24 protein-coding genes are annotated in these 23318 nt (G+C 30.8%); 15 read left to right on the top strand and 9 right to left on the bottom strand.

All coding sequences use genetic code 11. The features are described from left to right. Window positions 1-125 precede the first annotated feature (125 nt). Window positions 126-629 (top strand): nicotinate-nucleotide adenylyltransferase, encoded by a 504-nt coding sequence (locus ACH5TX_RS17565; RefSeq protein ID WP_439340798.1) that lies wholly within the window; start codon window positions 126-128, stop codon window positions 627-629. Window positions 630-643: 14 nt separating this feature from the next. Here ACH5TX_RS17565 and ACH5TX_RS17560 read toward each other — a convergent pair whose 3' ends face one another. The 3 genes from ACH5TX_RS17560 to dnaK form a co-directional block, all read right to left on the bottom strand. Beyond that, entirely contained in the window at window positions 644-1873 is a 1230-nt protein-coding gene (locus ACH5TX_RS17560; RefSeq protein WP_439340797.1) for a class I SAM-dependent rRNA methyltransferase, read from the bottom strand. A 121-nt stretch (window positions 1874-1994) separates the two neighbouring features. Continuing rightward, complete coding sequence (locus ACH5TX_RS17555; RefSeq protein WP_439340796.1) at window positions 1995-2507, bottom strand: lipocalin family protein; 513 nt, start codon at window positions 2505-2507, stop codon at window positions 1995-1997. Window positions 2508-2711: 204 nt separating this feature from the next. After that, window positions 2712-4616 (bottom strand): molecular chaperone DnaK, encoded by a 1905-nt coding sequence (gene dnaK, locus ACH5TX_RS17550; protein ID WP_439340795.1) that lies wholly within the window; start codon window positions 4614-4616, stop codon window positions 2712-2714. Between the two features lie 433 nt (window positions 4617-5049). Here dnaK and ACH5TX_RS17545 point away from each other — a divergent pair, with 433 nt between their 5' ends. The 4 genes from ACH5TX_RS17545 to ACH5TX_RS17530 all read left to right on the top strand — a co-directional run bounded on the left by ACH5TX_RS17545 (window position 5050) and on the right by ACH5TX_RS17530 (window position 9734). Further along, complete coding sequence (locus tag ACH5TX_RS17545) at window positions 5050-6474, top strand: L-serine ammonia-lyase (RefSeq protein WP_439340794.1); 1425 nt, start codon at window positions 5050-5052, stop codon at window positions 6472-6474. A 105-nt stretch (window positions 6475-6579) separates the two neighbouring features. Then, a complete protein-coding gene (locus ACH5TX_RS17540; RefSeq protein WP_439340793.1) occupies window positions 6580-7914 on the top strand; it encodes a rhamnogalacturonidase in 1335 nt (444 codons plus the stop codon). Between the two features lie 137 nt (window positions 7915-8051). Then, on the top strand, window positions 8052-8870 hold the full coding sequence (gene panB / locus ACH5TX_RS17535; protein ID WP_439340792.1) for a 3-methyl-2-oxobutanoate hydroxymethyltransferase: 819 nt from the start codon (window positions 8052-8054) through the stop codon (window positions 8868-8870). A 165-nt stretch (window positions 8871-9035) separates the two neighbouring features. Further along, window positions 9036-9734, top strand: coding sequence for an RluA family pseudouridine synthase (locus tag ACH5TX_RS17530; protein ID WP_439340791.1), 699 nt, complete (start codon window positions 9036-9038; stop codon window positions 9732-9734). A gap of 10 nt (window positions 9735-9744) precedes the next feature. Here ACH5TX_RS17530 and ACH5TX_RS17525 read toward each other — a convergent pair whose 3' ends face one another. From ACH5TX_RS17525 to ACH5TX_RS17505, 5 genes are all read right to left on the bottom strand, one after another. Further along, window positions 9745-10542 carry a sensor histidine kinase gene (locus ACH5TX_RS17525; RefSeq protein ID WP_439340790.1) on the bottom strand — a complete coding sequence of 266 codons (798 nt, stop codon included), beginning with the start codon at window positions 10540-10542 and terminating at the stop codon, window positions 9745-9747. Then, a complete protein-coding gene (locus tag ACH5TX_RS17520; protein ID WP_439340789.1) occupies window positions 10518-11243 on the bottom strand; it encodes a hypothetical protein in 726 nt (241 codons plus the stop codon). The genes ACH5TX_RS17525 and ACH5TX_RS17520 overlap by 25 nt, the downstream gene beginning before the upstream one ends. A 6-nt stretch (window positions 11244-11249) precedes the next feature. Then, a complete protein-coding gene (locus ACH5TX_RS17515) occupies window positions 11250-11765 on the bottom strand; it encodes a hypothetical protein (protein ID WP_439340788.1) in 516 nt (171 codons plus the stop codon). A gap of 87 nt (window positions 11766-11852) precedes the next feature. Further along, window positions 11853-12479 carry a CPBP family intramembrane glutamic endopeptidase gene (locus tag ACH5TX_RS17510; RefSeq protein WP_439340787.1) on the bottom strand — a complete coding sequence of 209 codons (627 nt, stop codon included), beginning with the start codon at window positions 12477-12479 and terminating at the stop codon, window positions 11853-11855. Window position 12480: 1 nt separating this feature from the next. Then, on the bottom strand, window positions 12481-12939 hold the full coding sequence (locus ACH5TX_RS17505; protein ID WP_439334830.1) for an Lrp/AsnC family transcriptional regulator: 459 nt from the start codon (window positions 12937-12939) through the stop codon (window positions 12481-12483). 158 nt (window positions 12940-13097) lie between these two features. On the opposite strand from ACH5TX_RS17505, the gene ACH5TX_RS17500 reads away from it, so the two are divergent. Together ACH5TX_RS17500 and ACH5TX_RS17495 are read left to right on the top strand one after the other, a co-directional pair. Further along, entirely contained in the window at window positions 13098-14297 is a 1200-nt protein-coding gene (locus tag ACH5TX_RS17500; RefSeq protein WP_439340786.1) for an aminotransferase class I/II-fold pyridoxal phosphate-dependent enzyme, read from the top strand. 71 nt (window positions 14298-14368) lie between these two features. After that, a complete protein-coding gene (locus ACH5TX_RS17495) occupies window positions 14369-15103 on the top strand; it encodes a DUF6263 family protein (RefSeq protein WP_439340785.1) in 735 nt (244 codons plus the stop codon). Between the two features lie 105 nt (window positions 15104-15208). Here ACH5TX_RS17495 and ACH5TX_RS17490 read toward each other — a convergent pair whose 3' ends face one another. Then, window positions 15209-16231: a metal-dependent hydrolase gene (locus ACH5TX_RS17490; protein WP_439340784.1), complete on the bottom strand. Its 1023-nt coding sequence runs from the start codon at window positions 16229-16231 to the stop codon at window positions 15209-15211. Window positions 16232-16324: 93 nt separating this feature from the next. Between ACH5TX_RS17490 and nhaC the strand changes: the two genes are divergently transcribed. From nhaC to lolA1, 8 genes are all read left to right on the top strand, one after another. Continuing rightward, the gene (nhaC, locus tag ACH5TX_RS17485) at window positions 16325-17794 is read left to right on the top strand and encodes a Na+/H+ antiporter NhaC (RefSeq protein ID WP_439340783.1); all 1470 of its coding nucleotides are present in this window, start codon (window positions 16325-16327) and stop codon (window positions 17792-17794) included. A 141-nt stretch (window positions 17795-17935) separates the two neighbouring features. Then, window positions 17936-18574 carry a peroxiredoxin gene (locus tag ACH5TX_RS17480; protein ID WP_439340782.1) on the top strand — a complete coding sequence of 213 codons (639 nt, stop codon included), beginning with the start codon at window positions 17936-17938 and terminating at the stop codon, window positions 18572-18574. A gap of 11 nt (window positions 18575-18585) precedes the next feature. Further along, window positions 18586-18897, top strand: coding sequence for a thioredoxin family protein (locus tag ACH5TX_RS17475; RefSeq protein ID WP_439334837.1), 312 nt, complete (start codon window positions 18586-18588; stop codon window positions 18895-18897). Further along, entirely contained in the window at window positions 18878-19135 is a 258-nt protein-coding gene (locus ACH5TX_RS17470; protein ID WP_439340781.1) for a DUF6952 family protein, read from the top strand. The genes ACH5TX_RS17475 and ACH5TX_RS17470 overlap by 20 nt, the downstream gene beginning before the upstream one ends. Window positions 19136-19273: 138 nt before the next feature. Further along, window positions 19274-19777: a thiol peroxidase gene (gene tpx, locus ACH5TX_RS17465; protein WP_439334839.1), complete on the top strand. Its 504-nt coding sequence runs from the start codon at window positions 19274-19276 to the stop codon at window positions 19775-19777. Window positions 19778-19790: 13 nt separating this feature from the next. Then, window positions 19791-20159, top strand: coding sequence for a diacylglycerol kinase (locus ACH5TX_RS17460; RefSeq protein WP_439340780.1), 369 nt, complete (start codon window positions 19791-19793; stop codon window positions 20157-20159). A 108-nt stretch (window positions 20160-20267) separates the two neighbouring features. Beyond that, complete coding sequence (locus ACH5TX_RS17455; RefSeq protein WP_439340779.1) at window positions 20268-22658, top strand: DNA translocase FtsK; 2391 nt, start codon at window positions 20268-20270, stop codon at window positions 22656-22658. A 12-nt stretch (window positions 22659-22670) separates the two neighbouring features. Next, entirely contained in the window at window positions 22671-23309 is a 639-nt protein-coding gene (lolA1, locus tag ACH5TX_RS17450) for an outer membrane lipoprotein periplasmic chaperone LolA1 (protein WP_439340778.1), read from the top strand. Window positions 23310-23318 lie beyond the last annotated feature (9 nt).

Below are 23318 nucleotides of genomic sequence, written 5' to 3'. Positions count from 1 at the left end.
GATAATCAATTAGTTATAAATACTCCAACAAAAACAACCATAAAACACTGATTTCATGACATTTATCATTTTATTATTATACCTATATATCTAATTTTATACTATAAACTAAATACCAGTATATCATGAAAAAAATAATATTAGGTTTCCTCTTTTTAGGATTAATCACGTTAACAAATGCTCAAACAGTCGAATTATCAGAAACAGTAATTGATTTAAACAACAAATACTTAAATGCTGTAGATCACAACAATGCCCCTAAATGTGTTAAATATTTAGAAGAGAAAGTTGTAAACTATAGAAATAACACTATATATACTTCATTGTATAATGATGAGTATGACACATATAAAGTATCTTTTAATATTCCTGAAGGAGAAATTACAGCAGTGTATAATATAAATGGAAAAATTGTTGAAACTAGAGAAAATTATAATGATGTAAGATTACCTCTAGTAGTTTTACAATCTATAGCTAAACGATTTCCTAATTGGGGTATAATAGGTGATGCCTATTATATAAAATACCAAAGCGAAAAAGACACAGTAACACAAGAATATAAAATAAAGATTAAAAATGAAGATGAAATAATTACAGTAAAAACCAATGAAAACGGTTTATTCTTGTAAAAAATCTATATTAATTAACCTAAAAAACGATAATAGGCACATTTTAAATATGCGCCTTCTGGAAACCCAATAGGATGATCTTCATCGTGTTGGGTTTTTAGTATCACTTCATATTTTCTATTTGACGATGCTAAGGTTTGACCATTAATATCGAAAAAAGCTTGACTAAGAACTCTTGATGAACATGAAGCTAGAACTAACAGCCCATTTTTAGCTGTTAGTTTTTCACCTAATTCAGATAATTGTGCATATTTCTTTTTTGCTAAATCTATTTCTGATGCTTGTTTTGCAAAACTTGGCGGATCAATTACAACAACATCAAACGTTACTTTATTTTTAATTAACTTTCTAAGTGCTTCAAAAGCATCACCAGCAATGGTTTTATGTTTACCTTTATAATTATTTAACTTTCCATTTTCAATAGCAATTTCTAAAGCTTGTTTACTTATATCTAAACTAGTTACTTCTTTAGCGTCATTATATAAAGCATGTACCGAAAACCCACCAGCATAAGAGAACACATCTAAAACTGTTTTGTTCTTACTCCACTCTCCTACTTGTTTTCTATTAGCTCGATGATCTAAGAAGTAACCTGTTTTATGTCCTTTAATAACATTTGCTGAAAAGTTAACACCATGCTCTACAAACTGAACCACTTCGTTATCTAAAACACCATAAACAACATCTCCATTTTTTAGTTGGTGCGCTTTAGACTGCTCTAAACTTCTACTTAAACGAATAACAACCGTTTTTACTTCTGAAACTTCTTGTAAACCTGGAATAATAGAATCTAAATAAGGAAGCCATATTTCAGAATAAATTTTAACCACTAAAACAGAAGCATACACATCGGCTATTAACCCAGGAAAACCATCGTTTTCACCAAATAATAAACGATAACTATTCGTGTTTGTTTTTAATAAGTTTTGACGTTTGTTATAGGCTATTTCTATTTTGTTATGAAAAAAAGTAGCATTTATCTCTGCCTTTTCAATGCTGCTATGCAACATTTTAATGCGTATAGGAGAATTAGCATCATACAAACCTAAACCAACAACACGGTTTTTATTTTTACCGAAAATGATTGCTAAATCACCCGATTTGGCATCGGTATTTATTTTAATAATATTATCTGAAAAAACCCAAGGATGTCCTTTTACTACAAACTGTTCGCCTTTGGCATTAAGCTTTACTGCTAAACGCTTAGGAGTGTAATCTGACTTTAATTTTATTGAAAAGGACATATTAGAAATTTGATACAAAAGTAACAGTTTTCTTTTTGTTTATTGAGTTAGAAGAATAATAAGTCTAAACAAAAAACGCAACCATTTCTGGTTGCGTTTTAAATACTTATGTAAACTTTTGTTATTTAACAAAGGTCATTACTGCATCTACTGTAGCAGTAATAGTTGCTCCTTGCTGAGATAAGTCTTCTTCTGTTGACACTGAAATTTTAAGAGTACTCTCTGTTAATTCAATGATTGAATATTCATAAGATTTACCTCCTGCTGATGTTGTAAGCACATCGCCTTTTAAACTCCATGTTCCAGCTTCTAAAAACTCAATATTTTCAACATTTTGAACCGTAGTTTGTCCTAAAATGGTTGATGTTAATTTAAGACTATAGTTACCTTCTGAAATAAGAACATTTGGATCTTCATTAAAAGTTAAAGTATAATCCATATCATAGGATTCTCCTACATAGTCTGTTTCAATTGTTTGTCCTTGAAAATTTGTTATTGTAGTCCCACTATAGTCAATAGAGTTTCCTGTCCAAGTTCCTAGAATATTTCCCGATGTTACAGGGCTTGAATCTTCACTAGAGCAAGAAAATAAAGAAATGGATACTGCAATAAATAAAATTGTAATTTTTTTCATGATTTTTTGGGGTTGGTGAATTTGTAGGTAAATTTACAAAAAAGCAAGTTAAAAGCTTTACTTTTTTCACAAAAAAACGCAACCAATAATGGTTGCGTTTTTTAATTCTAACTTAAGTCTTCCGACTTCTAGCTTATATGTAAGATCCTTAGACTATGCTTAGGATAAGTGATTCACTCAATTTAAAAAAAATTGATTCTCTACTTACTTAACTTCTTCGAAGTCTACATCTTCTACATTATCTCCTTCTGCTTGAGCTGGTTCTCCTGCTCCTGCATCTGGTCCTGGAGCTCCTCCTTGAGCTTCTGCCTGTGCTTTGTACATTTCTTCTGAAGCAACTTTCCAAGCCTCGTTTATTTTATCTAAAGCAGGTGTAATAACCTCTAAATCTTTAGATTCGTAAGCTTTTTTCAACTCTTCTAAAGCATCAACAATAGGTTGTTTTTTATCATCAGATAATTTATCACCAAACTCTTCTAATTGTTTTTCCGTTTGGAAAATCATAGAATCAGCTTCATTTAATTTCTGAGCATTTTCAGCTGCAGCTTTATCTGCTTCAGCATTTGCTTCAGCATCTGCTTTCATTTTCTCGATTTCTTCTTCGCTTAATCCAGAAGATGCTTCGATACGAATATCTTGTTTCTTACCAGTTGCTTTATCTTCCGCAGATACTTTAATAATACCATTGGCATCAATATCAAACGTTACTTCAATTTGTGGTGTCCCACGTCTTGCTGGTGGAATATCACTTAAATGGAAACGTCCAATTGTTTTATTATCTGCTGCCATAGCACGTTCACCTTGTAATACGTGAATTTCTACTGAAGGCTGATTATCGGCTGCTGTAGAGAATACTTGCGATTTTTTAGTAGGAATCGTTGTATTCGCTTCAATAAGCTTAGTAAATACATTACCCATAGTTTCAATACCTAAAGATAAAGGTGTTACATCTAAAAGTAATACATCTTTAACATCTCCTGTTAATACACCACCTTGAATACCAGCTCCTAAAGATACTACTTCATCAGGATTAACACCTTTACTTGGTGTTTTTCCGAAGAATTTTTCAACGGCTGCTTGTACAGCAGGAATACGTGTAGAACCACCTACTAAAATAACTTCATCAATATCAGATTTTGATAAACCTGCAGATTTTAATGCAGATTGACAAGGCTCGATAGTACGTTTTACTAAATCGTCAATTAATTGTTCAAATTTAGAACGTGTTAACGTACGTACTAAGTGTTTTGGTCCACTAGCTGTAGCCGTAATATATGGTAAGTTTATTTCTGTTTGTGCAGAAGAAGATAATTCAATCTTCGCTTTTTCAGCAGCTTCTTTTAAACGTTGTAAAGACATAGGATCTTGACGTAAATCCATAGACTCTTCAGCATTAAACTCATCGGCTAACCAGTTAATAATTTTATCATCAACATCATCACCACCTAAGTGTGTATCACCGTCTGTAGATAATACTTCAAATACACCGTCGCCTAATTCTAGAATAGATACATCATGTGTTCCTCCACCAAAATCAAAAACAACTATTTTTTGGTCAACACCTTTTTTGTCCATACCGTAAGCTAATGCAGCTGCGGTAGGTTCGTTAATAATACGTCTAACTTTTAAACCAGCAATTTCACCAGCTTCTTTAGTTGCTTGACGTTGACTATCGTTAAAGTAAGCCGGTACAGTAATAACAGCTTCACTTACGTCTTGTCCTAAATAATCTTCAGCTGTTTTCTTCATTTTTTGAAGAATCATAGCCGATAATTCTTGAGGTGTATATAAACGACCATCGATATCTACACGAGGTGTATCGTTATCTCCTTTTACTACTTTATATGGTACGCGTTCTGCTTCTGCTTTAGATTCAGAATATTTATTACCCATAAAACGTTTAACCGAATAAACTGTTTTTGTTGGGTTAGTAACTGCTTGACGTTTTGCTGGATCACCAACTTTAATTTCGCCTCCTTCTACAAATGCAATAACCGATGGCGTAGTACGCTTACCTTCTGCGTTTGGGATTACAACAGCTTCATTACCTTCCATAACAGAAACGCAAGAGTTGGTTGTACCTAAATCGATTCCAATAATTTTACTCATAATATTTTTTATTTATTGTGTTGAATGTTCATTTTTAAATTCATGGTACTAAAGTCAATGATTATGCCAACTCAAAAATGCTGACACAGTGTCATATTTCTATCACAGTAAGCTCTCTAAACAATCAGTATTACTTAAATCGAGTAAAAAATTCAGTCACCTGTCATTTATTTTGGGCGCAACCACAAGGGTCGGGCTATAAATTTATCCTGAGCAAAGTCAAAGGGCTACAAGTCCTCGCTCATAACTCGCTGTGGGCTTTTATTCGTAAACTATTAATTTTTAAATTATTGAACTCATGAATATAAATATTTCATTACTATCCCTTGCGCAAAGACATATACCATCAAAAAACAACAAACTATTAACTTTAAATAATACGAATCAACTAAAAAAAGAATATATATTTGTTTTTAAACTAAAACGTTAATTAATGGAGTCCATTTCTGTTTTCGACATGTTAAAAATTGGTGTCGGTCCATCTAGTTCTCATACCCTAGGACCTTGGCGTGCTGCCGAACGTTGGATAAAAGAACTTAAAAAGAAAAACAAGTTTAACGACGTTAAAAAAATAAAAGTAAATCTATATGGATCCTTATCATTAACTGGAAAAGGACATGCTACAGATTTTGCTGTTATGCTTGGTTTATTAGGGTCTGACCCAGAAAGAGTTCCTACAGAAAGTATTAAAATATTAATAAACTCTATAAAAGAAACAAACACATTACTACTTAACAACGAAAAACCAATACGTTTTAATCCTGAAACCGATATTATTTTTAATAAGGAATTTTTACCATTTCATGCAAATGCTTTAAAGTTTACAGCATATCTAGACGAAAAAAAAACAAGCTCTACTTTTTATTCTATTGGTGGCGGATTTGTTGTTAAAAAGAAAAGAAAAAACTCAAAGAAGCAAAAGAAGATTTTTAAAAAGACTTTTCCATATCCTATTTCTCTAGGAACCGAATTATTAAACTATTGTAACACACTTAATAAATCAATTTCTGAAGTTGTTTTAGAAAACGAAAAATCCATTAGACCTATTGAAACCATTGATTCTGAATTAGAACGCATTTGGGACACTATGCTTGAATGCATGTATAATGGAAGTCATACCGAAGGTTTTTTACCTGGAGGTTTAAATGTTAGACGTCGAGCATATGACACTAACAAATTATTAATTGGAGATGTCACTTATACAAACCCTAACGAATGGATCGCTGCCATTAGAAATACCGAAGTTAAATTTCGTCAAATCATAAAATGGGTAAGCTGTTTTGCACTTGCTGTAAACGAAGTAAATGCCTCATTAGGTCGTATTGTAACAGCACCTACAAATGGTAGCGCAGGCGTTATTCCTGCCGTTTTAATGTACTATTTGGTTATTGAAAACCATGATGGTGACTTTGAGGATATAAAGCGTTTTTTATTAGTTGCTGGCGAAATTGGCAGCCTCTTTAAAAAAGGTGCTACTATATCGGCAGCCATGGGTGGCTGTCAAGCAGAAATAGGTGTATCATCTGCAATGGCAGCTGCAGCACTATGCGAATTACAAGGTGGCACGCCAGAACAAGTATTAATTGCGGCTGAAATTGCTATGGAGCATCATTTAGGATTAACCTGCGACCCTATTGGAGGTTTGGTACAAATACCATGTATTGAACGTAATGCGATGGGAGCTATAAAAGCTATTAATGCTTCTGAATTAGCACTTGACACCAATCCTGAGAACGCCAAAGTACCGTTTGATAAAGTTGTAAATACCATGTGGAAAACAGCAAATGACATGAATTCTAAATATAAAGAAACTAGCGAAGGTGGTTTAGCTATTAGTGTTAATATGGCCGATTGTTAGAGCGTTATATCTTTCAAGAAAACCTTTACAGTCTATACATAATTCACTATTTTTACATGCTTATTAACATAAAAAGCATAACCACTAAACTTACCCTATTAAAAAATGAAAAACCTTTATTTATTAGTTCTCACTGTATTATTAGCATCGTGTTCACAACAAACCAAAGAAAAAGTAAACAATAAAAACGTCTTCCCTGACGGAACAATAATACCAGATTGGTTTTTAGACGATTCAAAAATAAACCCTACCGATCTTGGTAAATTTTATACGATTACAGATTATGGTGTAACTAACGATAGTACTATTGTACAAACTGTTGCAATTCAAAACACTATAGATGAAGCCTACAGAAATGGTGGGGGTGTAATTATTGTACCAGAAGGCACCTTTTTAAGTGGCGCCTTGTTCTTTAAACCTAACACCCATTTACATGTTGTAAAAGGTGGCGTTTTAAAAGGATCTGATAATATTAAAGATTATCCTTTTGAAGCTTCTAGAATTGAAGGCCAAAGTATAGAATATTTTTCGGCGCTTGTAAATGCTTTTGGGGTAAATGGTTTTACTATTACTGGTAACGGTATTATTGATGGTAATGGTTTAAACTACTGGAAAGCCTTTTGGCAACGTAGAAAAGAAAATCCTAAATGCACAAACCTTGAGGTTTCTAGACCACGCTTAGTATTTATTTGGAAATGTGATAATATACAATTACAAGATGTACATCTTAGAAATTCTGGGTTTTGGTCTAGCCACTATTATCAATGTAATAATGTGAAAATTTTAGATTTACGCATTACCTCGCCACACAAACCTATTAAAGCTCCAAGTACAGATGCTATAGATTTAGATGTGTGTTCTAATGTATTAGTAAAAGGGTGTTATATGGCTGTAAATGATGATGCTATTGCTTTAAAAGGCGGTAAAGGACCTTGGGCAAATAAAGATGCAAGCAATGGAGAAAACACGAATATTATTATAGAAGATTGCGAATTTGGTTTTTGCCATGCAGCATTAACTAATGGTAGCGAATCTATTCATAATAAAAATATAATAATGCGTAATTGTAAAGCAACAGATGCTAAACGTTTATTATGGCTTAAAATGCGTCCAGATACAGCACAAAATTATGAATACATTACCGTAGAGAATATTACAGGGCAAGTACATAGCTTTATTTACATAAAACCTTGGACACAATTCTTCGATTTAAAAGGAAGAGAAGATGTACCTCTATCTTATTCAAGTAATATTACAATGAGAAATATTGATATAAAATGTGATGTTTTTTATGACATGAAAATTACTGAATATGACAAACTTTCAAATTTTACGTTTGAAAACATAAATACTGAAGCTGAAAATGGTGATTATGATAAATCAATAATAGAAAACCTTACATTCAATAATGTAAAAGTAAATGGTGAATTAATTGAGTAAAACAATAGATTTATTTTAATTAAAACATTCAAAATAAGCTTTGAAAACTAAAGGTGTTTTTTAACTAATTAAGCACCTTTTCTTTTACTTCAAACGAATTAGTTTTAGTATTTTTACGTACTCAAAAATTAAAAAAGATGTCTACAGCAAAAAAAGAATATAAACGTATTACAGTGAAAACATTAGTTGATATGAAAACTAATGGTGAAAAAATATCAATGCTTACGGCTTATGATTATACCATGGCAAAAATTGTTGATACTGCTGGCATAGATGTTATTCTGGTTGGAGATTCTGCTAGTAATGTTATGGCAGGACACGAAACAACTCTACCAATTACTTTAGACCAAATGATTTACCATGCGTCTTCTGTAATTCGAGCTATTAATCGTGCCTTAGTGGTTGTAGATTTACCTTTTGGAAGTTACCAAAGTGACCCTAAAGAAGCCTTACGTTCTGCTATTAGAATTATGAAGGAAAGTGGTGCGCATTCTGTAAAACTAGAAGGTGGTAGAGAAATAAAAGATTCTATAAAACGAATTTTAAATGCTGGAATTCCTGTTATGGGCCATTTGGGTTTAACGCCTCAATCTATTTATAAATTTGGAACATATACGGTTCGTGCTAAAGAAGAAAAAGAAGCTGCCGATTTAATTAAAGATGCTAAAGTATTAGAACGTATTGGATGCTTTGCCATTGTACTTGAAAAAATACCAGCAGCTTTAGCAAAACAAGTAGCCGAAAGTGTTAGCATTCCTATTATTGGCATTGGTGCTGGAAATGGTGTTGACGGACAAGTTTTAGTATTACATGATATGCTTGGCATGACGCATGAATTTAATCCGCGTTTTTTACGTCGATATATGAATTTATATGAAGATATGACAAGTGCTATTTCTCAATATGTTGGTGATGTAAAATCTAAAGATTTCCCTAATGATTCTGAACAGTATTAATATAGGTTTTTAGACCTTTAGAATCTTAGACATATTAGATTTAAATTAATGCATAGATTTAAAGAATTTCCAAAGAAGAATTAAATCCTCTTTTATCTGAACTTGATGAAATTATTAAAATGGTCTCTAAATTTAAATCAACACTAAAAATATAAAGATCTAATTATGTCTAAGATTATTTCTAATAAATCTAACCTGCAAGTTCTATTTGAAGACAATCACATAATTGTGGTTAATAAACGAGCTGGCGATATTGTACAAGGCGATAAAACAGGAGACAAACCACTAAGTGATGTTGTTAAAGAATACATTAAAGACAAGTACAACAAACCAGGAAATGTTTATTTAGGAACCGTACACAGATTAGACAGACCAACAACCGGCTTGGTTATATTTGCAAAAACCAGCAAGGTGTTACCACGAATAAATGCACTTTTTGTTTCGAAAGATATACAGAAAACTTATTGGACTATTGTTAAAAACAAACCTAAAAAGGATAACGACACTTTAATTAACTGGTTAAAAAAGAACCCTAAAAACAACAAATCTACTGCTTACTCTAAGGAAATAAAAGATAGTAAAAAGGCTATTCTTCATTATAAATTATTAAAAAAACTAGATAATTATTTCTTACTTGAAATTAATTTAGAAACTGGTAGGCACCATCAAATACGGTCACAACTATCAAATATTGGTAGCCCGATAAAAGGTGATTTAAAATATGGTTTTGACAGAAGTAATAAAGACGCTAGCATTCATTTACATGCTAGATATATTGAATTTATTCATCCTGTAAAAAAAGAACCAATAACAATTACTGCACCTTTACCAAAAGATTCTATTTGGGACGCTTGTTCTAGTTAAATATTATTATTTAGTATGGGTAGATTAATGTTAACAAAACACCTCCTTTAAGTTTTGAAACAATATTCAATTCTGCATTAATTAAAGCGGCTCTACTTTTCATATTAATTAAACCCGAACCTGTTTCTACATTGCTCATATTAAAACCTACTCCATCATCTTTTGCAGTAATTAATAAGTTATCAGGTTTATAATCTAAAGTAATCTCTAAATTTTTAGCTTCAGAATATTTTACCGAATTTGATAAAAATTCTTGTAAAATTCTAAAAATAATAATTTCATGTTTTCTGTTTTTAAAAACTACTTTATCTCCTATTATTTTAAGCTCAGCAGAATTAAACTTCATTTTTTTAAGTCGGTTTAACTCATTAGTAATGGATTTTTCAAAACCTATATTCAAAACCACCTCATTATTTAATGTTTTGGAAAGCGCTCTCACTTCAGACAAACTTTCCCTTAAGGCATCAGTTGTATCTTTAAATTTATCTTTAAAATCATCTGCAACCTGCATTTTTAAAATACTTAGCTGCATACTGGCAAATGAAAGTAACTGTCCGACATTATCATGTAATTCCCATCCAATATTCTTTAAGGTCTGTTCTTGAGTTTCTGTTTGAGCCAATGCTATCTCCTCTTCAAAAGCCTGTTGTTGTTTCATTTTATCTAATAGTAATTTATTTTTTCGTTTTAAGAATACAACAAAAAAGACTATAACTAAAGTTGTTATAATTACTAAAACAGCAATCATATACACTAATAAATATCGTTCTGAAGCTGAACTAACTAATCGTTCTGAGGTCTGCACCATATTAAAGCAAAGGTAAAAGTTGAATACATTAAAATATTTGAAAACAAATAAATCTGCTGTCTTAGCATAGTAAAATCCCAATCAATATATATATTTTTTAAACTATCATACACATAGTAAACATCATAAAACACAATAGGAGTAATAATTAACCACCAAATGAATATACCAGTAGTAATATAGAAATTCATAGATTTATAAAATGTTAAAACCTTATCACTTTGTAAAATTTCTACAAAATAAAACATACAACACAAAATTATTATTAGGGCACCGAATACAACGATACTTGTAAAGAATTTAATAAAAAAATCATCCCAATTAATAATAATACACCCTATTGAAAACACAAAAAAAACTAAACCACTAATAGAAATTATTTTTTTGAAAGATTCTTTTTTTAATATTCTATTAAAATAAAAAACAAAAAATAAAATAGCACCAATATCCCAATATAATGTACACCACCAAAAATTTTTCTTAAAAACAGTTCCTACTAAAAAACTTAAAAACATATCTGGATGGACATACCTATTATATTGATTAGCTAAATCGCAAATAGTTAAATAGACTAAAAAATATATAAAATATTTAACAACAGTAAATTTATATTTTTTAAATAATAACAATCCAGTTATTGCTGCAATAGCTTCAAAAACATGAGTTAATAAACTATAATTTTCTTTTAAGAACTCTTCCACGTAATATTATGGCTGATAAGGTTCTGTTCCTCCATCTCCTCTATTCAAAGGAGGAGCAGGGATATCATCATCTGAAGGTGGTAAAATTATATTTATACTACTTGCTTTAGAAATCGTTTTATTTCCTGTTGGAACAATGAACATAGTATTTCTATTCTTTTTAGAGGGCTTAGCATTTTTACCATAATTACCTAAGTACACCCGTATACCAGTCATATTATAACCCAATGTATCAGATTTTGCCTTTGCGTAAGCCAAATATTCATTAACATCTTTTAATGCCCACCATACAGAACGTGTTGCCTTTTTTGAACCTTCTACTTCTAAAGTAGAATCTATTTCTGTAGGATTATTATTTGTCCAATTATTACTTAATTTAATAGCTTCTGCTACCGAAATTGTATCTTTAGGTATTACCATTCTAGTCTCTAAACTTTCTAATTCAACTTGTCTTGGACAAAAATAATAGGTAGCTAACGCTCCTATAATAACCCCAAAAAGGATGTAACTTATTTTTTTCATATTTACATTTAATTTTAGTTAAAAAAAGTTTTTTAAAAGTAATAAAAAAGACTCAACTATGTGAGAGTTATTAAATGTTAAAACATTTTAAGTAGGAAATCCTAGCATACCACCCATACCAACAGTAAATAACCAACTACCATAAATAGCATGTTCGATAGATACTAAAAGTGTTGATTTTGTTTTATTAAACGTAAATGCAAATAGCAAACCTCCTAAAAAAGTTAAAATTAGCACCAAGGAATTCTTAAAAAATAAATGTGCTAAAGAAAACACAATGGCATTTACAAAAAGGAAAAGCGATTTGTTTTTAAACAACATTTTATAACGTTTAAAAAAGAACGTTCTATACAATAACTCTTGTGGATACACTGAAAATAAGCTGTAAATAAAAATAAATTTAACCCACATAATAGGTTTATTAATAACAACTTCAAAAAGCACCTCTGAATGAGTTAACCAAACAAAAAACGTTGTTAAAACGGCAATTATTAAAAGTTTAATTAATGTTTCTTTCCAAAAGCGTTTCCAATTTAACTTAGGAGTTATTTTAATTTTCTGGTTTTCAACTTTCAATAAAATATAAATGATGTAAAATAATCCCAAAATCCCAAGAGAGAGTTTTAAATACAAAGAATAAGGAAGTGAGTAACTTACTGGTATTAGTATAAAAATGATAAAAAACTCGATACTTTTATAGGATATTGAATTCATTTTAAAAATTAATTGCTGTAGTGTGCTTTACTTCATTTATTACAAACATACTATGTGTACTACCAATATGATTAATTGATGTTAACTTGTTTACCATAAATTCTCTAAAAGCAACCATATCTTTTACCAATACTTTTAGTAAGTAGTCGTAATCACCACTAATATGATAACACTCTAACACTTCATTTAAATTAGTGACTTCTTTTTCAAATTTTACGACATAATCTTGAGTGTGCTGAATAAGCTTAATATGACAAAACGCAACAAATGATTTATCGACCTGCTGTTTATTAACCAATGCCACATATTTATTTATAAACCCTTCTTTTTCAAGCTTTTTTATACGTTCATAAACAGCAGTAACAGACAAATTTAACTTGTTAGATAGTTCTTTATTTGTTTGCTTACTGTCCTTTTGTAAATATTCTAATAACTTTTTATCTATAGCATCAAAAATCATAATGGAAAATTTTTCAGTAAAACATATTCAAGACTCAAAACTACAATAAAATAATCTATAATTATCAATTATTATAGTTTTATATATCAAACAATTAGTAATCTATTGTTTTTAATTCTAAAAAAAATCAATTTTGTTTAAACACTAAAACTTTCATTATGGCATTTAAACCCGCAAACAATATACAAGACTTACAATATTTTGGAGAATTTGGAGGAGTAAACCCATCTATATCAGATTCTTCAACATATACCTTCCTCTCAGCAAAAACTATGTTTGATACCTTTGAAGGTAATGCAGATGGTTGTTATTTATACTCGCGTCACTCCTCGCCTTCTAATTTATATTTAGGCGAAGCTTTAGCGGCTATGGAAGGCACAGAAACTGCCAATGTATCGGCTTCGGGAATGGGAGCTATCACCCCCGTTTTACTACAACTTTGTAATGCTGGCGATCATATTATATCTAGCAGAACTATTTACGGAGGCACTTATGCTTTTTTAAAAAACTTTACACCTCGTTTTAATATTGAAACTTCTTTTGTTGATATAACTAATTTACAAAAAGTTGAAGCTGCTATTACAAAAAACACAAAAGTATTGTACTGCGAAGCTGTTAGCAATCCGCTATTAGAAGTGGCAGATATAAAAGGGCTATCTGAGATTGCTAAAAAACACAACTTAAAATTAGTTGTAGATAATACATTTTCTCCGTTATCAATTTCTCCTGCTATTTTAGGAGCAGATATTGTAATTCACAGTTTAACAAAATTCATAAATGGCTCTAGCGATACTGTTGGAGGTGTTATTTGTGGCACCCAAGAATTTATAAACGATTTACGTAATGTAAACACTGGAGCTTCTATGTTATTAGGCTCTACAATGGATAGCTTAAGAGCTTCCTCAGTTTTAAAAAACTTAAGAACCCTGCACATAAGAATGCAACAACATAGTAAAAATGCCGTGTATTTAGCAGAAAAATTTGAGTCTGATGGTTTAAAAACCGTATACCCTGGATTACAATCGCACCCGTCTCATAAGTTATTTAAAAGTATGATGAATGAAAAATATGGGTTTGGAGGCATGCTAACTATTGATGTGGGCTCTTTAGAAAAAGCTAACGAATTAATGGAGCTCATGCAAAACAAAAACTTAGGCTATCTAGCGGTTAGCTTAGGATTTTATAAAACACTATTTAGCGCTCCCGGAACTTCAACATCGTCTGAAATTCCTGAAGACGAACAACAAGCCATGGGTCTGAGTAATGGATTAATTAGATTTTCTATTGGTTTAGATGATGATATTGAGCGCACTTACTTAACTATGAGGCAATGTATGGTTGCAGTTGGGGTTTTATAATTTAAACAATATTATTTATGTATTTTTCTTACAATACTTTCTTATATTAGCTGCATATAAAAACTTATAAAATGAAAAATACATTAACTTTTTTAATGCTAGCATTTGTTCTAATAAGCAATGCTCAAGAATCTACCTTATTAAGATTAAACTACAACAAAGGAGATAAATACAAAATGTCTATAGAAATATCTCAAAACATGGGAGCTGCAGGAAATATGGATATGAAGATGAGTATGGAAATGGATATAACTGATGTTAATGATGATATTTATGATAGCACCATAAAATTTACCAAAATAGCCATGAATTCTAATGCTGGAGGTCAAACAATGAATTTTGATTCTGATAAAAAAGATGAAGAATTAGACGATATGGGAAAAATGCTTAAAACACAAATGAGCCCAATGTTAAATGCTGTTATTTCTGCTAAAGGAAATAATTTAGGTGAAGTTACAGAAATACATGTTGAACCAAAAACTCCTGGGTTAGATGATATAGGAAATCAATTAAGTAATGTTACATACCCTAAAGAAGCTGTTAAAGTAGGAAGTACTTGGGAAATGGACAAAGAATCTAAAGGCATGAAAATGAAATTTGTTTATACTGTAAAATCAATTTCTGAAAATGAAATTATTATAGATATTTCTGGCTCTATTTTAGGTTTAACTGAAGGAGACATTAGCGGAGACATGAATATTGACAAAACAACTGGGGTTCCTTCTGAATCAAATATAGTTATGAAGATGAGTGTACAAGGACAAACAATAGAAAGTAACATTAGTGTATTATCTGAAAAGATATAAAGTAAAAAACCTATTATTATTTTTATAATTAAGGCTTGATGATTTAAAATATCGTCAAGCCTTAATTATTTAAAGAAACACTCTTTTGCAAAAATTAAGCATCTTTTAAATTCCTTTAATTCGTATCCACATACTATTCATAACATCGCCCAAACTATCAAATTTAGGTTCAAAAGGTTTCATATTAAGCCTATTTTCATCTTTATAAAGCAATAAACTAAATACAGATGTATTTGGAGTATTTTCATCTAAAATAGGATATCTTAAATCATTGTATTGAAATTCATTATCACCAATTTTATAAACGCTATAATATTGATTACTAAACCATGCTAAATTCTTAATATCATTAAATTTTGAAGGTTTTAAATCGCGCTGTTTAGGAATAGCTTTAAAGTTTAAAAACCTGTTTTTTGTATCAAACAACGAATAATTAGCAACAAAATAAGACGAATCGGTTTCAGCTATACCATACCAAAGTATATTATTTAAAATAGCTGGTTGTGTAGTAAATCGTATGGCATTTACATCGCTATCTTTTAAAGATTTTCTAAAAACTGAATCGATATATAATTTATTTCCTAAAGTAAGAATCATATATATAGAACTTATACCAATTCCTAGCTTAAGCCATAATTGTCTTTTAACAGTTCTTCTTTTAAAAAACATTAAAACAATCATACATATTAAAAAAGGCAACGTATATAGCGGGTCTGCAACCGCTATATTATTAAACGCCACACGATAATTACTAAAAGGCGCAAATAACTGTGTGCCATAAGGCGTAAAACAATCTAAAATAGGATGCGTAAAAAGTGACCAAAAGAATAATAAAACCCAATCTTTTTGGGTTGTTGTATGCAATCGTTTACCAGAATTGTAGAGCTTATAAACAAGCCATCCTAATAGAAAAGCTGCTAAAACAGAAAATAAAATGGAGTGCATAAATCCTCTATGAAATAGCATCGCATCAATTTCATTACCATGCAACCAACCACCAACCAAAACATCTAAATCTGGTATTGTACCACCAATAGCTCCAAATAACAAGGCTTTATTCCCTATCTTTTTTCCAAGTATTGCTTCTCCACAAGCAGCTCCTAATACAATTTGAGTTAACGAATCCATTATATAATTTAAAATAAGATGCAAATGTAATCAACTCATATGATTTGCATACATTCTACTAAAATCGTAACATTACATCACAAAAACCATAGAATGCAAGATCAGAACAATATCTCCAAAATTAAAGCAGACAACCAAAACATTATTGAAAACAAAGAACTTAACATCTGGGAAGCTATAATTCCTGTTATAATTCTTATGAGCATGCTTGCCTATAATATCTTTTTTGTAGAAGATCAAGAATGGTTTGGCACCTATACAAACCAAATAATATTATTACTTGGAGGGTTAGTAGCTGCAATAGTTGGATTTTTTAATAAAGTATCTATTCAGCTCATGCTTAAAGAAGTTTATGAAAATTTAAAAAGTGTTTTTGTGCCAATTTTAATATTATTTTTAGTTGGAGCTTTGGCTGGCACGTGGCTAATAAGTGGTGTTATTCCTGCTATGGTTTATTATGGTTTACAAGTTTTAAATCCGTCAATATTTTTACCTGCAACAGTTATTATTTGTTCTATAATTTCAATTGCTACTGGAAGTTCATGGACCACGTCCGCCACTGTAGGTATTGCATTGGTTGGTATTGGCACTGCGCTTGGTATTGATACCGGAATGATAGCTGGAGCTGTAATATCTGGAGCTTATTTTGGTGATAAAATGTCTCCTTTAAGCGATACAACAAACTTAGCGCCCGCTATGGCTGGAACCGATTTGTTTACGCATATTAGATATATGGCTATTACAACTGTACCAACTGTAATTGTTACTTTAATAATTTTTACTATTATTAGTTTAAATATAAGCACAACTGGAAATGCCGATTTAAGCGGTTTATTATCTACTATAAACTCAACATTCAATATTTCTCCATGGTTATTTATTGTACCAGTAGTTGTAATAGTATTAATCCTTTTTAAAACAAAGCCATTAATAGCGTTGAGCTCAGGTGTAATTTTAGCCGCTATTTTTGCATTTATTTTTCAACCAGAGGTTTTAACAAATTTAAGTGACTCTAAACTTAATGCAATTATTACCTCTATACTTACAGATACCCAGATAACAACAAATAATGAAAAACTTAATGAACTCTTTTCTGCTGGAGGCATGAACGGTATGCTATGGACCATTTTACTTATTATATGCGCTATGGTTTTTGGAGGTATTATGGACGGCATTGGCGCATTAGCCAGAATAACAAAAATGTTACTTTCTATTGCCTCATCTGTTTTTGGCCTCTTTGCAAGCACAGTTATTAGCTGTTTAGGCTTAAATACTATTGCGTCAGACCAATATTTAGCCATTGTTATTCCTGGTAAAATGTTTAAAAAAGCTTATGAAGATAAAGGCTTAGCACCCGAAAACCTAAGTAGAACTTTAGAAGACTCTGGTACAGTAACGTCTGTTTTAATACCTTGGAATACCTGCGGAGCTTATCAAAGTGGCGTTCTTGGTGTAGACACCTTCTCATATGCAGGTTATGCGTTCTTTAATTGGCTAAGTCCTTTCACCACACTTTTATTTGCTGCGTTTTCAATTAAAATAAAACAACTTACTAATAAATAAGATAAATTTATAACAATCAAAAAACATCATAAATTAAACTTATAGTTAAATAAAAAATTAAAATTTTATTTTATTCAATATTTTAGCTTGTGTCTTATCTTTGTATTATCGAAAATTAATAATAATTAAATATAAAAACACATGGCATTAGTAGGAAAAAAATTCCCAAATTTAAACGTTGACGCAATGAACGAAATGGGCGATACTTTTAAAGTAAACGTTCTTGAAGAAGCAGTTAACAACAAAAAAAAAGTAGTTTTATTTTGGTACCCAAAAGATTTCACATTTGTATGTCCAACAGAATTACATGCATTTCAAGCGGCTTTACCAGAATTTGAAAAACGTAACACGATTGTAATTGGAGCTTCTTGCGACACACCAGAAGTTCATTTTGCATGGTTAAGTGCTGCAAAAGACAACGGAGGAATTGAAGGTGTAACATACCCTATTTTAGCAGATAGTAACAGAAACTTATCTAGTATTTTAGGTATTCTTGATATTACAAACGAAACGTTTGATGAAGAAACAGGAACCGTTCAAGTTGAAGGCGATAATGTAACTTACAGAGCAACTTATATTATTGATGAAGATGGTGTTGTACAACACGAAAGCATTAACAACATGCCTTTAGGTAGAAATGTTGGTGAATATATTCGTTTAATAGACGCTTTAACACATGTACAAGAAAAAGGAGAAGTTTGTCCTGCAAACTGGGAAGAAGGAAAAGAAGCTATGGCTCCTAATGCTAAAGGAACTGCAGAATATTTAGCTTCACACTAAATTATAAAGTTATGCAAGAATTAGCTCAAGACAATTTACAAGAAATTGTAAACAGTAACGATATAGTAGTTGTACAATACGCTGCAACATGGTGTGGAAATTGTAGAATTATGAAGCCAAAATTTAAAAAATTAGCTTCTGAAAATGACAATGCAGTTTTTGTAATTGCTGATGCTGAAAAATTTCCTGAATCAAGAAAACTAGCAAACGTTGATAATTTACCAACATTTGCCACATTTAAAAATGGTGCATTTGTAAACCAAGTTCAAACCAACAAGTTTGATGTTTTAAAAGAATTAGTAGATGAAATTACCAGTAATTAAACACCTAACTCAGTTTATAGAAGATAATGACGAAGATTTCGTTATTGAAACTATTGAAACTCTAGAAGCTTTAACCGAAGTTCCTTCGTTAAAAGATGAAGAGTTAGACGTTATTGGAGAATTAATCTCTAATATGTACGGCGCTATTGAAGTTAACAAAATGGTTAAAGATGGTGCTACTAAAAAAGATGCTTTAAACGGTTTTATGAAACGTGTTTTAGGTTCTATTGATTCGTAAACTTTATTTAAAATAAAATTACAAACGCTTTATCAGATAAAAAAGATAAAGCGTTTTTTTGTTAAACAATTTTTACAAAAACACCGTTTGAAAGATTAAATATTCATATTTTTAAATTCTAAAATTAAAAACAAAAAAATGGCAACAGTTACACTAAAAGGAGGCCCAATTGAAACCTCTGGCGAATTACCAAAAATAGGTTCAAAAGCACCTAACTTTACATTAACAGCAACAGATTTATCTTCTAAAAGTTTAAATGATTTTGCTGGCAGTAAGGTTGTATTAAATATTTTCCCAAGTATAGATACTGGTACTTGCGCACAATCTGTTAGACAATTTAACAAAGAAGCAAGCGAATTAGAAAACACCAAAGTACTTTGTATTTCTCACGATTTACCATTTGCTCAAGCTCGTTTTTGTGGAGCCGAAGGCTTAGATAATGTTATCAATCTTTCTGACTATAAAGATGGGAGTTTTGGTAAAGATTATGGCTTAAACTTCATCACTGGACCATTAGAAGCTTTACACTCACGTTGTGTTGTTGTTTTAGATGAAAACGGTACCGTTTTGTATACAGAACAAGTTCCTGAAATAGTAGATGAACCAAATTACAAAGCTGCATTAGAAGCTTTATATTCATAATATATTATTATAGATGTCTGAAAAAGAATCCTTCATAGCAAATAGAATAAAAAGTGTTGGCTATGCTTTTAAAGGTGCTTTTCTTCTTTTAAAAACAGAGGCTAGCATAAAAATTCAATTTACACTAGCTATTTTGGTTACAGTTGCAGGGTTCTTTTTCAACATTTCCTCAAACGAGTGGATTATTCAACTTTTAGCAATTGGCTTAGTAATGAGTATTGAGGGAATTAATACGGCTATTGAAGAAATTGCCAACTTTATACACCCAGAACATCATAGTAAAATAGGGCTAATTAAAGATATTGCTGCCGGAGCAGTTTTTATAGCATCTCTTTTTGCTATAGCCATTGGTTTAATAATATATATTCCAAAGATTTTTTAAATACTATTACCCCTAGAATAAACGTTAGTAATTTGTATTTTTGTTGCTTTGTAAAAACACAAACAATAAATAACAGATTTCTACCATAAAATATAGAAACCAACCTTAATGGCGAAAAGCAAAACAAAAAAAACACCACGAAAAAAACTTAAAAAGCCTAATTTCAAGCTATCTAGTCAACAAAAATTAGTTGTAGGTAGTTTTCTTGTACTTTTTGGTGTTTTATTATGTATTGCATTTATTTCTTTTTTCTTTACAGGAGAAGCAGACCAAAGTACACTTTCTGAATTTGCTTCACGCGATGCAAAAGCCGAAAACTGGTTAAGTAAATTAGGTGCTTGGTTAAGCGATTTCTTTATTCAAAAAGGTTTTGGAATTCCATCATTTATTTTCTCTGGACTTATATTTATTTCTGGTATTTATACTTTAATGAATATAAACAAAAGCAAACTAAGAAAACATTGGTTTTGGGGTACTTTAATTGTAATATGGGCTTCAATCCTTTTAGGTTTTTTTGGAAATAATAATGATCTTTTAGGAGGCACTATTGGCTTTGAAGTAAATAGTTTTCTTCAAGATTATATAGGAAAAATTGGTGTGTCGCTTTTACTTTTATTTGGATTAATAACCTATTTAGCCATACGTTTTAAACTTACCTTTGAAAGTTTCACAACACTATTCTCATCAGCTAAAAAGAATATAAAGGATGAATTTTCAGAAATGAAAGAAGACATCATCGTTCCTTTAGATAATAATTTAACAGAAGAAGCCGAAGCTTTTAAATCTGCTTTTGAAATTCCTCTTGATAATAATAAACCTGAACCAAAGAAGCCTACAAAACCTAAAACAGTTGTTGCGGAAGAAAAAACAATACTTGAAGTTAAAGTTGCGGAAGAAGAAACAATAGATGAAGATTTAGAAATAAAAGTTGTTGAAGTTCCTGAAGAACTATCTGAAACCGATAATTTAGCAAACAAACTTGTTGAAGATTTTGGACAATTCGATCCCACTTTAGAACTCGGAAATTATCAATTTCCTCCTTTAGATCTTTTAAAACAATATGATACTGGAGGAATTACAATAAACCAAGACGAACTTGAAGAAAATAAAAATAAAATTGTTGATACTTTAAGTAATTATAAAATTGGTATTGCAAGTATTAAAGCCACTATTGGACCAACAGTTACTCTCTATGAAATTGTACCAGAAGCTGGAGTACGTATTTCTAAAATTAAAAATTTAGAAGATGATATTGCTCTTTCTTTGGCTGCATTAGGTATACGTATTATTGCTCCTATTCCTGGAAAAGGAACTATTGGTATTGAGGTTCCTAATAAAAATTCAACAATCGTTTCAATGCGATCGGCTATTGCATCACAAAAATTTCAAAAGTCCGAAATGCAATTACCTATTGCGTTAGGTAAAACAATTAGTAACGAAACTTTAGTGGTCGATTTAGCAAAAATGCCACACTTACTAATGGCAGGTGCTACCGGTCAAGGAAAATCTGTTGGATTAAATGCTGTACTAACATCATTATTATACAAAAAACATCCCGCTGAAGTTAAGTTTATATTAGTCGACCCTAAAAAGGTAGAGCTTACATTATTCAATAAAATTGAGCGCCATTATTTAGCAAAACTTCCAGATAGTGAAGATGCTATTATAACAGATAATACTAAAGTCATAAATACACTAAACTCTTTGTGTATTGAAATGGATAACCGCTACGAACTACTTAAAAATGCTTTATGTAGAAATATTGCCGAATACAATGCAAAGTTTAAGGCTCGTAAATTAAATCCTAATGATGGACATCAATTCCTTCCATATATTGTTTTAGTGGTTGATGAGTTTGCCGATTTAATAATGACTGCTGGAAAAGAAGTAGAAACACCTATTGCCCGTTTAGCACAATTAGCACGTGCCATTGGTATTCATTTAATTATTGCAACTCAGCGTCCTTCGGTTAATGTAATTACAGGTATTATAAAAGCAAACTTCCCAGCACGTATTGCTTTTAGAGTAACATCAAAAATAGATTCTCGTACTATCTTAGATGGCTCAGGTGCCGATCAACTTATTGGTCGTGGAGATATGTTATACACACAAGGAAACGATTTAATTCGCGTACAATGTGCCTTTGTTGATACTCCAGAAGTTGAAAGAATTGTTGATTTTATTGGTGCACAAAAAGCATATCCAGACGCTTATCAACTTCCAGAATACGTTGGTGAAGAAAGTGGCACAAGTCTTGATATAGACATATCAGACAGGGATAAACTGTTTAAAGATGCAGCTATTGTTATAGTTACAGCTCAACAAGGTTCTGCTTCATTATTACAACGTAAATTAAAATTAGGTTACAATCGAGCAGGCAGAATTATAGATCAATTAGAAGCCGCAGGTATTGTTGGTCCTTTTGAAGGTAGTAAAGCAAGACAAGTGCTAATAACAGATTTATCAGCATTAGATCAACATTTAGAAAACGAAATATAATTTAAAATAAAGATGATTAATAAAATTATAACACTATTATTAATAACATTATCTATTAATGTTTTTTCTCAAAATAAAGCTAAAAATTTATTAAACGAAGTTTCTGAAAAAGTAAAAAGCTACGATAATATTTCAATAGACTTTAAATATGTTTTAGAAAATACTTCTGAAAATATAAAACAAGAAACTAAAGGTGATGTTATTTTACAAAGTGAAAAATACAAACTTAACATTCTTGGTGTAACACGTCTATATGATGGAAAAACATTATACAGTATTAGTCCAGAAGATGAAGAAGTAACTATTTCTTCTGAAAGTGATAATGAAGAAGATGCTATAACACCTAGTAAAATGCTTTCATTTTATGAAGATGGTTACACGTATGCCTTAGATATTGTACAAAATATAAAAGGTAGAAAAATTCAGTATGTAAAACTAACACCTATAGATTCAGATTCTGAAATAGATAATATTCTTTTAGGTATAGATGCAAATACTAAACACATCTACAATTTAATACAGGTTGGAAAAAACGGTTCAAAAACAACACTTACTGTTAATTCTTTTAAAACAAACGAGCCTTTATCAAAAAGCTTATTTACCTTTGATGCCAATAAATACAAAGACTATTACATCAACAATTTAGATTAGGTAAATACC

Source organism: Thalassobellus citreus (assembly GCF_044385915.1).
In the GTDB taxonomy this organism is placed as follows: Bacteria; Bacteroidota; Bacteroidia; order Flavobacteriales; family Flavobacteriaceae; genus Thalassobellus; species Thalassobellus citreus.
The sequence above is the reverse complement of the archived record's forward strand: the minus strand, read 5'-3'. Positions and strand labels throughout refer to the sequence as shown.

Coding starts and splice junctions, on each gene's coding strand:
- ACH5TX_RS17505 (WP_439334830.1), bottom strand. CDS start 12,939: ATGATTTTTGATGCTATAGATAAAAAGTTATTAGAATATTTACAAAAG.
- ACH5TX_RS17540 (WP_439340793.1), top strand. CDS start 6,580: ATGAAAAACCTTTATTTATTAGTTCTCACTGTATTATTAGCATCGTGT.
- ACH5TX_RS17475 (WP_439334837.1), top strand. CDS start 18,586: ATGCAAGAATTAGCTCAAGACAATTTACAAGAAATTGTAAACAGTAAC.
- dnaK (WP_439340795.1), bottom strand. CDS start 4,616: ATGAGTAAAATTATTGGAATCGATTTAGGTACAACCAACTCTTGCGTT.
- tpx (WP_439334839.1), top strand. CDS start 19,274: ATGGCAACAGTTACACTAAAAGGAGGCCCAATTGAAACCTCTGGCGAA.
- ACH5TX_RS17525 (WP_439340790.1), bottom strand. CDS start 10,542: ATGGTGCAGACCTCAGAACGATTAGTTAGTTCAGCTTCAGAACGATAT.
- ACH5TX_RS17530 (WP_439340791.1), top strand. CDS start 9,036: ATGTCTAAGATTATTTCTAATAAATCTAACCTGCAAGTTCTATTTGAA.
- lolA1 (WP_439340778.1), top strand. CDS start 22,671: ATGATTAATAAAATTATAACACTATTATTAATAACATTATCTATTAAT.
- ACH5TX_RS17495 (WP_439340785.1), top strand. CDS start 14,369: ATGAAAAATACATTAACTTTTTTAATGCTAGCATTTGTTCTAATAAGC.
- ACH5TX_RS17545 (WP_439340794.1), top strand. CDS start 5,050: ATGGAGTCCATTTCTGTTTTCGACATGTTAAAAATTGGTGTCGGTCCA.
- ACH5TX_RS17565 (WP_439340798.1), top strand. CDS start 126: ATGAAAAAAATAATATTAGGTTTCCTCTTTTTAGGATTAATCACGTTA.
- ACH5TX_RS17470 (WP_439340781.1), top strand. CDS start 18,878: ATGAAATTACCAGTAATTAAACACCTAACTCAGTTTATAGAAGATAAT.
- ACH5TX_RS17460 (WP_439340780.1), top strand. CDS start 19,791: ATGTCTGAAAAAGAATCCTTCATAGCAAATAGAATAAAAAGTGTTGGC.
- panB (WP_439340792.1), top strand. CDS start 8,052: ATGTCTACAGCAAAAAAAGAATATAAACGTATTACAGTGAAAACATTA.
- ACH5TX_RS17560 (WP_439340797.1), bottom strand. CDS start 1,873: ATGTCCTTTTCAATAAAATTAAAGTCAGATTACACTCCTAAGCGTTTA.
- ACH5TX_RS17555 (WP_439340796.1), bottom strand. CDS start 2,507: ATGAAAAAAATTACAATTTTATTTATTGCAGTATCCATTTCTTTATTT.
- ACH5TX_RS17515 (WP_439340788.1), bottom strand. CDS start 11,765: ATGAAAAAAATAAGTTACATCCTTTTTGGGGTTATTATAGGAGCGTTA.
- ACH5TX_RS17490 (WP_439340784.1), bottom strand. CDS start 16,231: ATGGATTCGTTAACTCAAATTGTATTAGGAGCTGCTTGTGGAGAAGCA.
- nhaC (WP_439340783.1), top strand. CDS start 16,325: ATGCAAGATCAGAACAATATCTCCAAAATTAAAGCAGACAACCAAAAC.
- ACH5TX_RS17455 (WP_439340779.1), top strand. CDS start 20,268: ATGGCGAAAAGCAAAACAAAAAAAACACCACGAAAAAAACTTAAAAAG.
- ACH5TX_RS17510 (WP_439340787.1), bottom strand. CDS start 12,479: ATGAATTCAATATCCTATAAAAGTATCGAGTTTTTTATCATTTTTATA.
- ACH5TX_RS17480 (WP_439340782.1), top strand. CDS start 17,936: ATGGCATTAGTAGGAAAAAAATTCCCAAATTTAAACGTTGACGCAATG.
- ACH5TX_RS17500 (WP_439340786.1), top strand. CDS start 13,098: ATGGCATTTAAACCCGCAAACAATATACAAGACTTACAATATTTTGGA.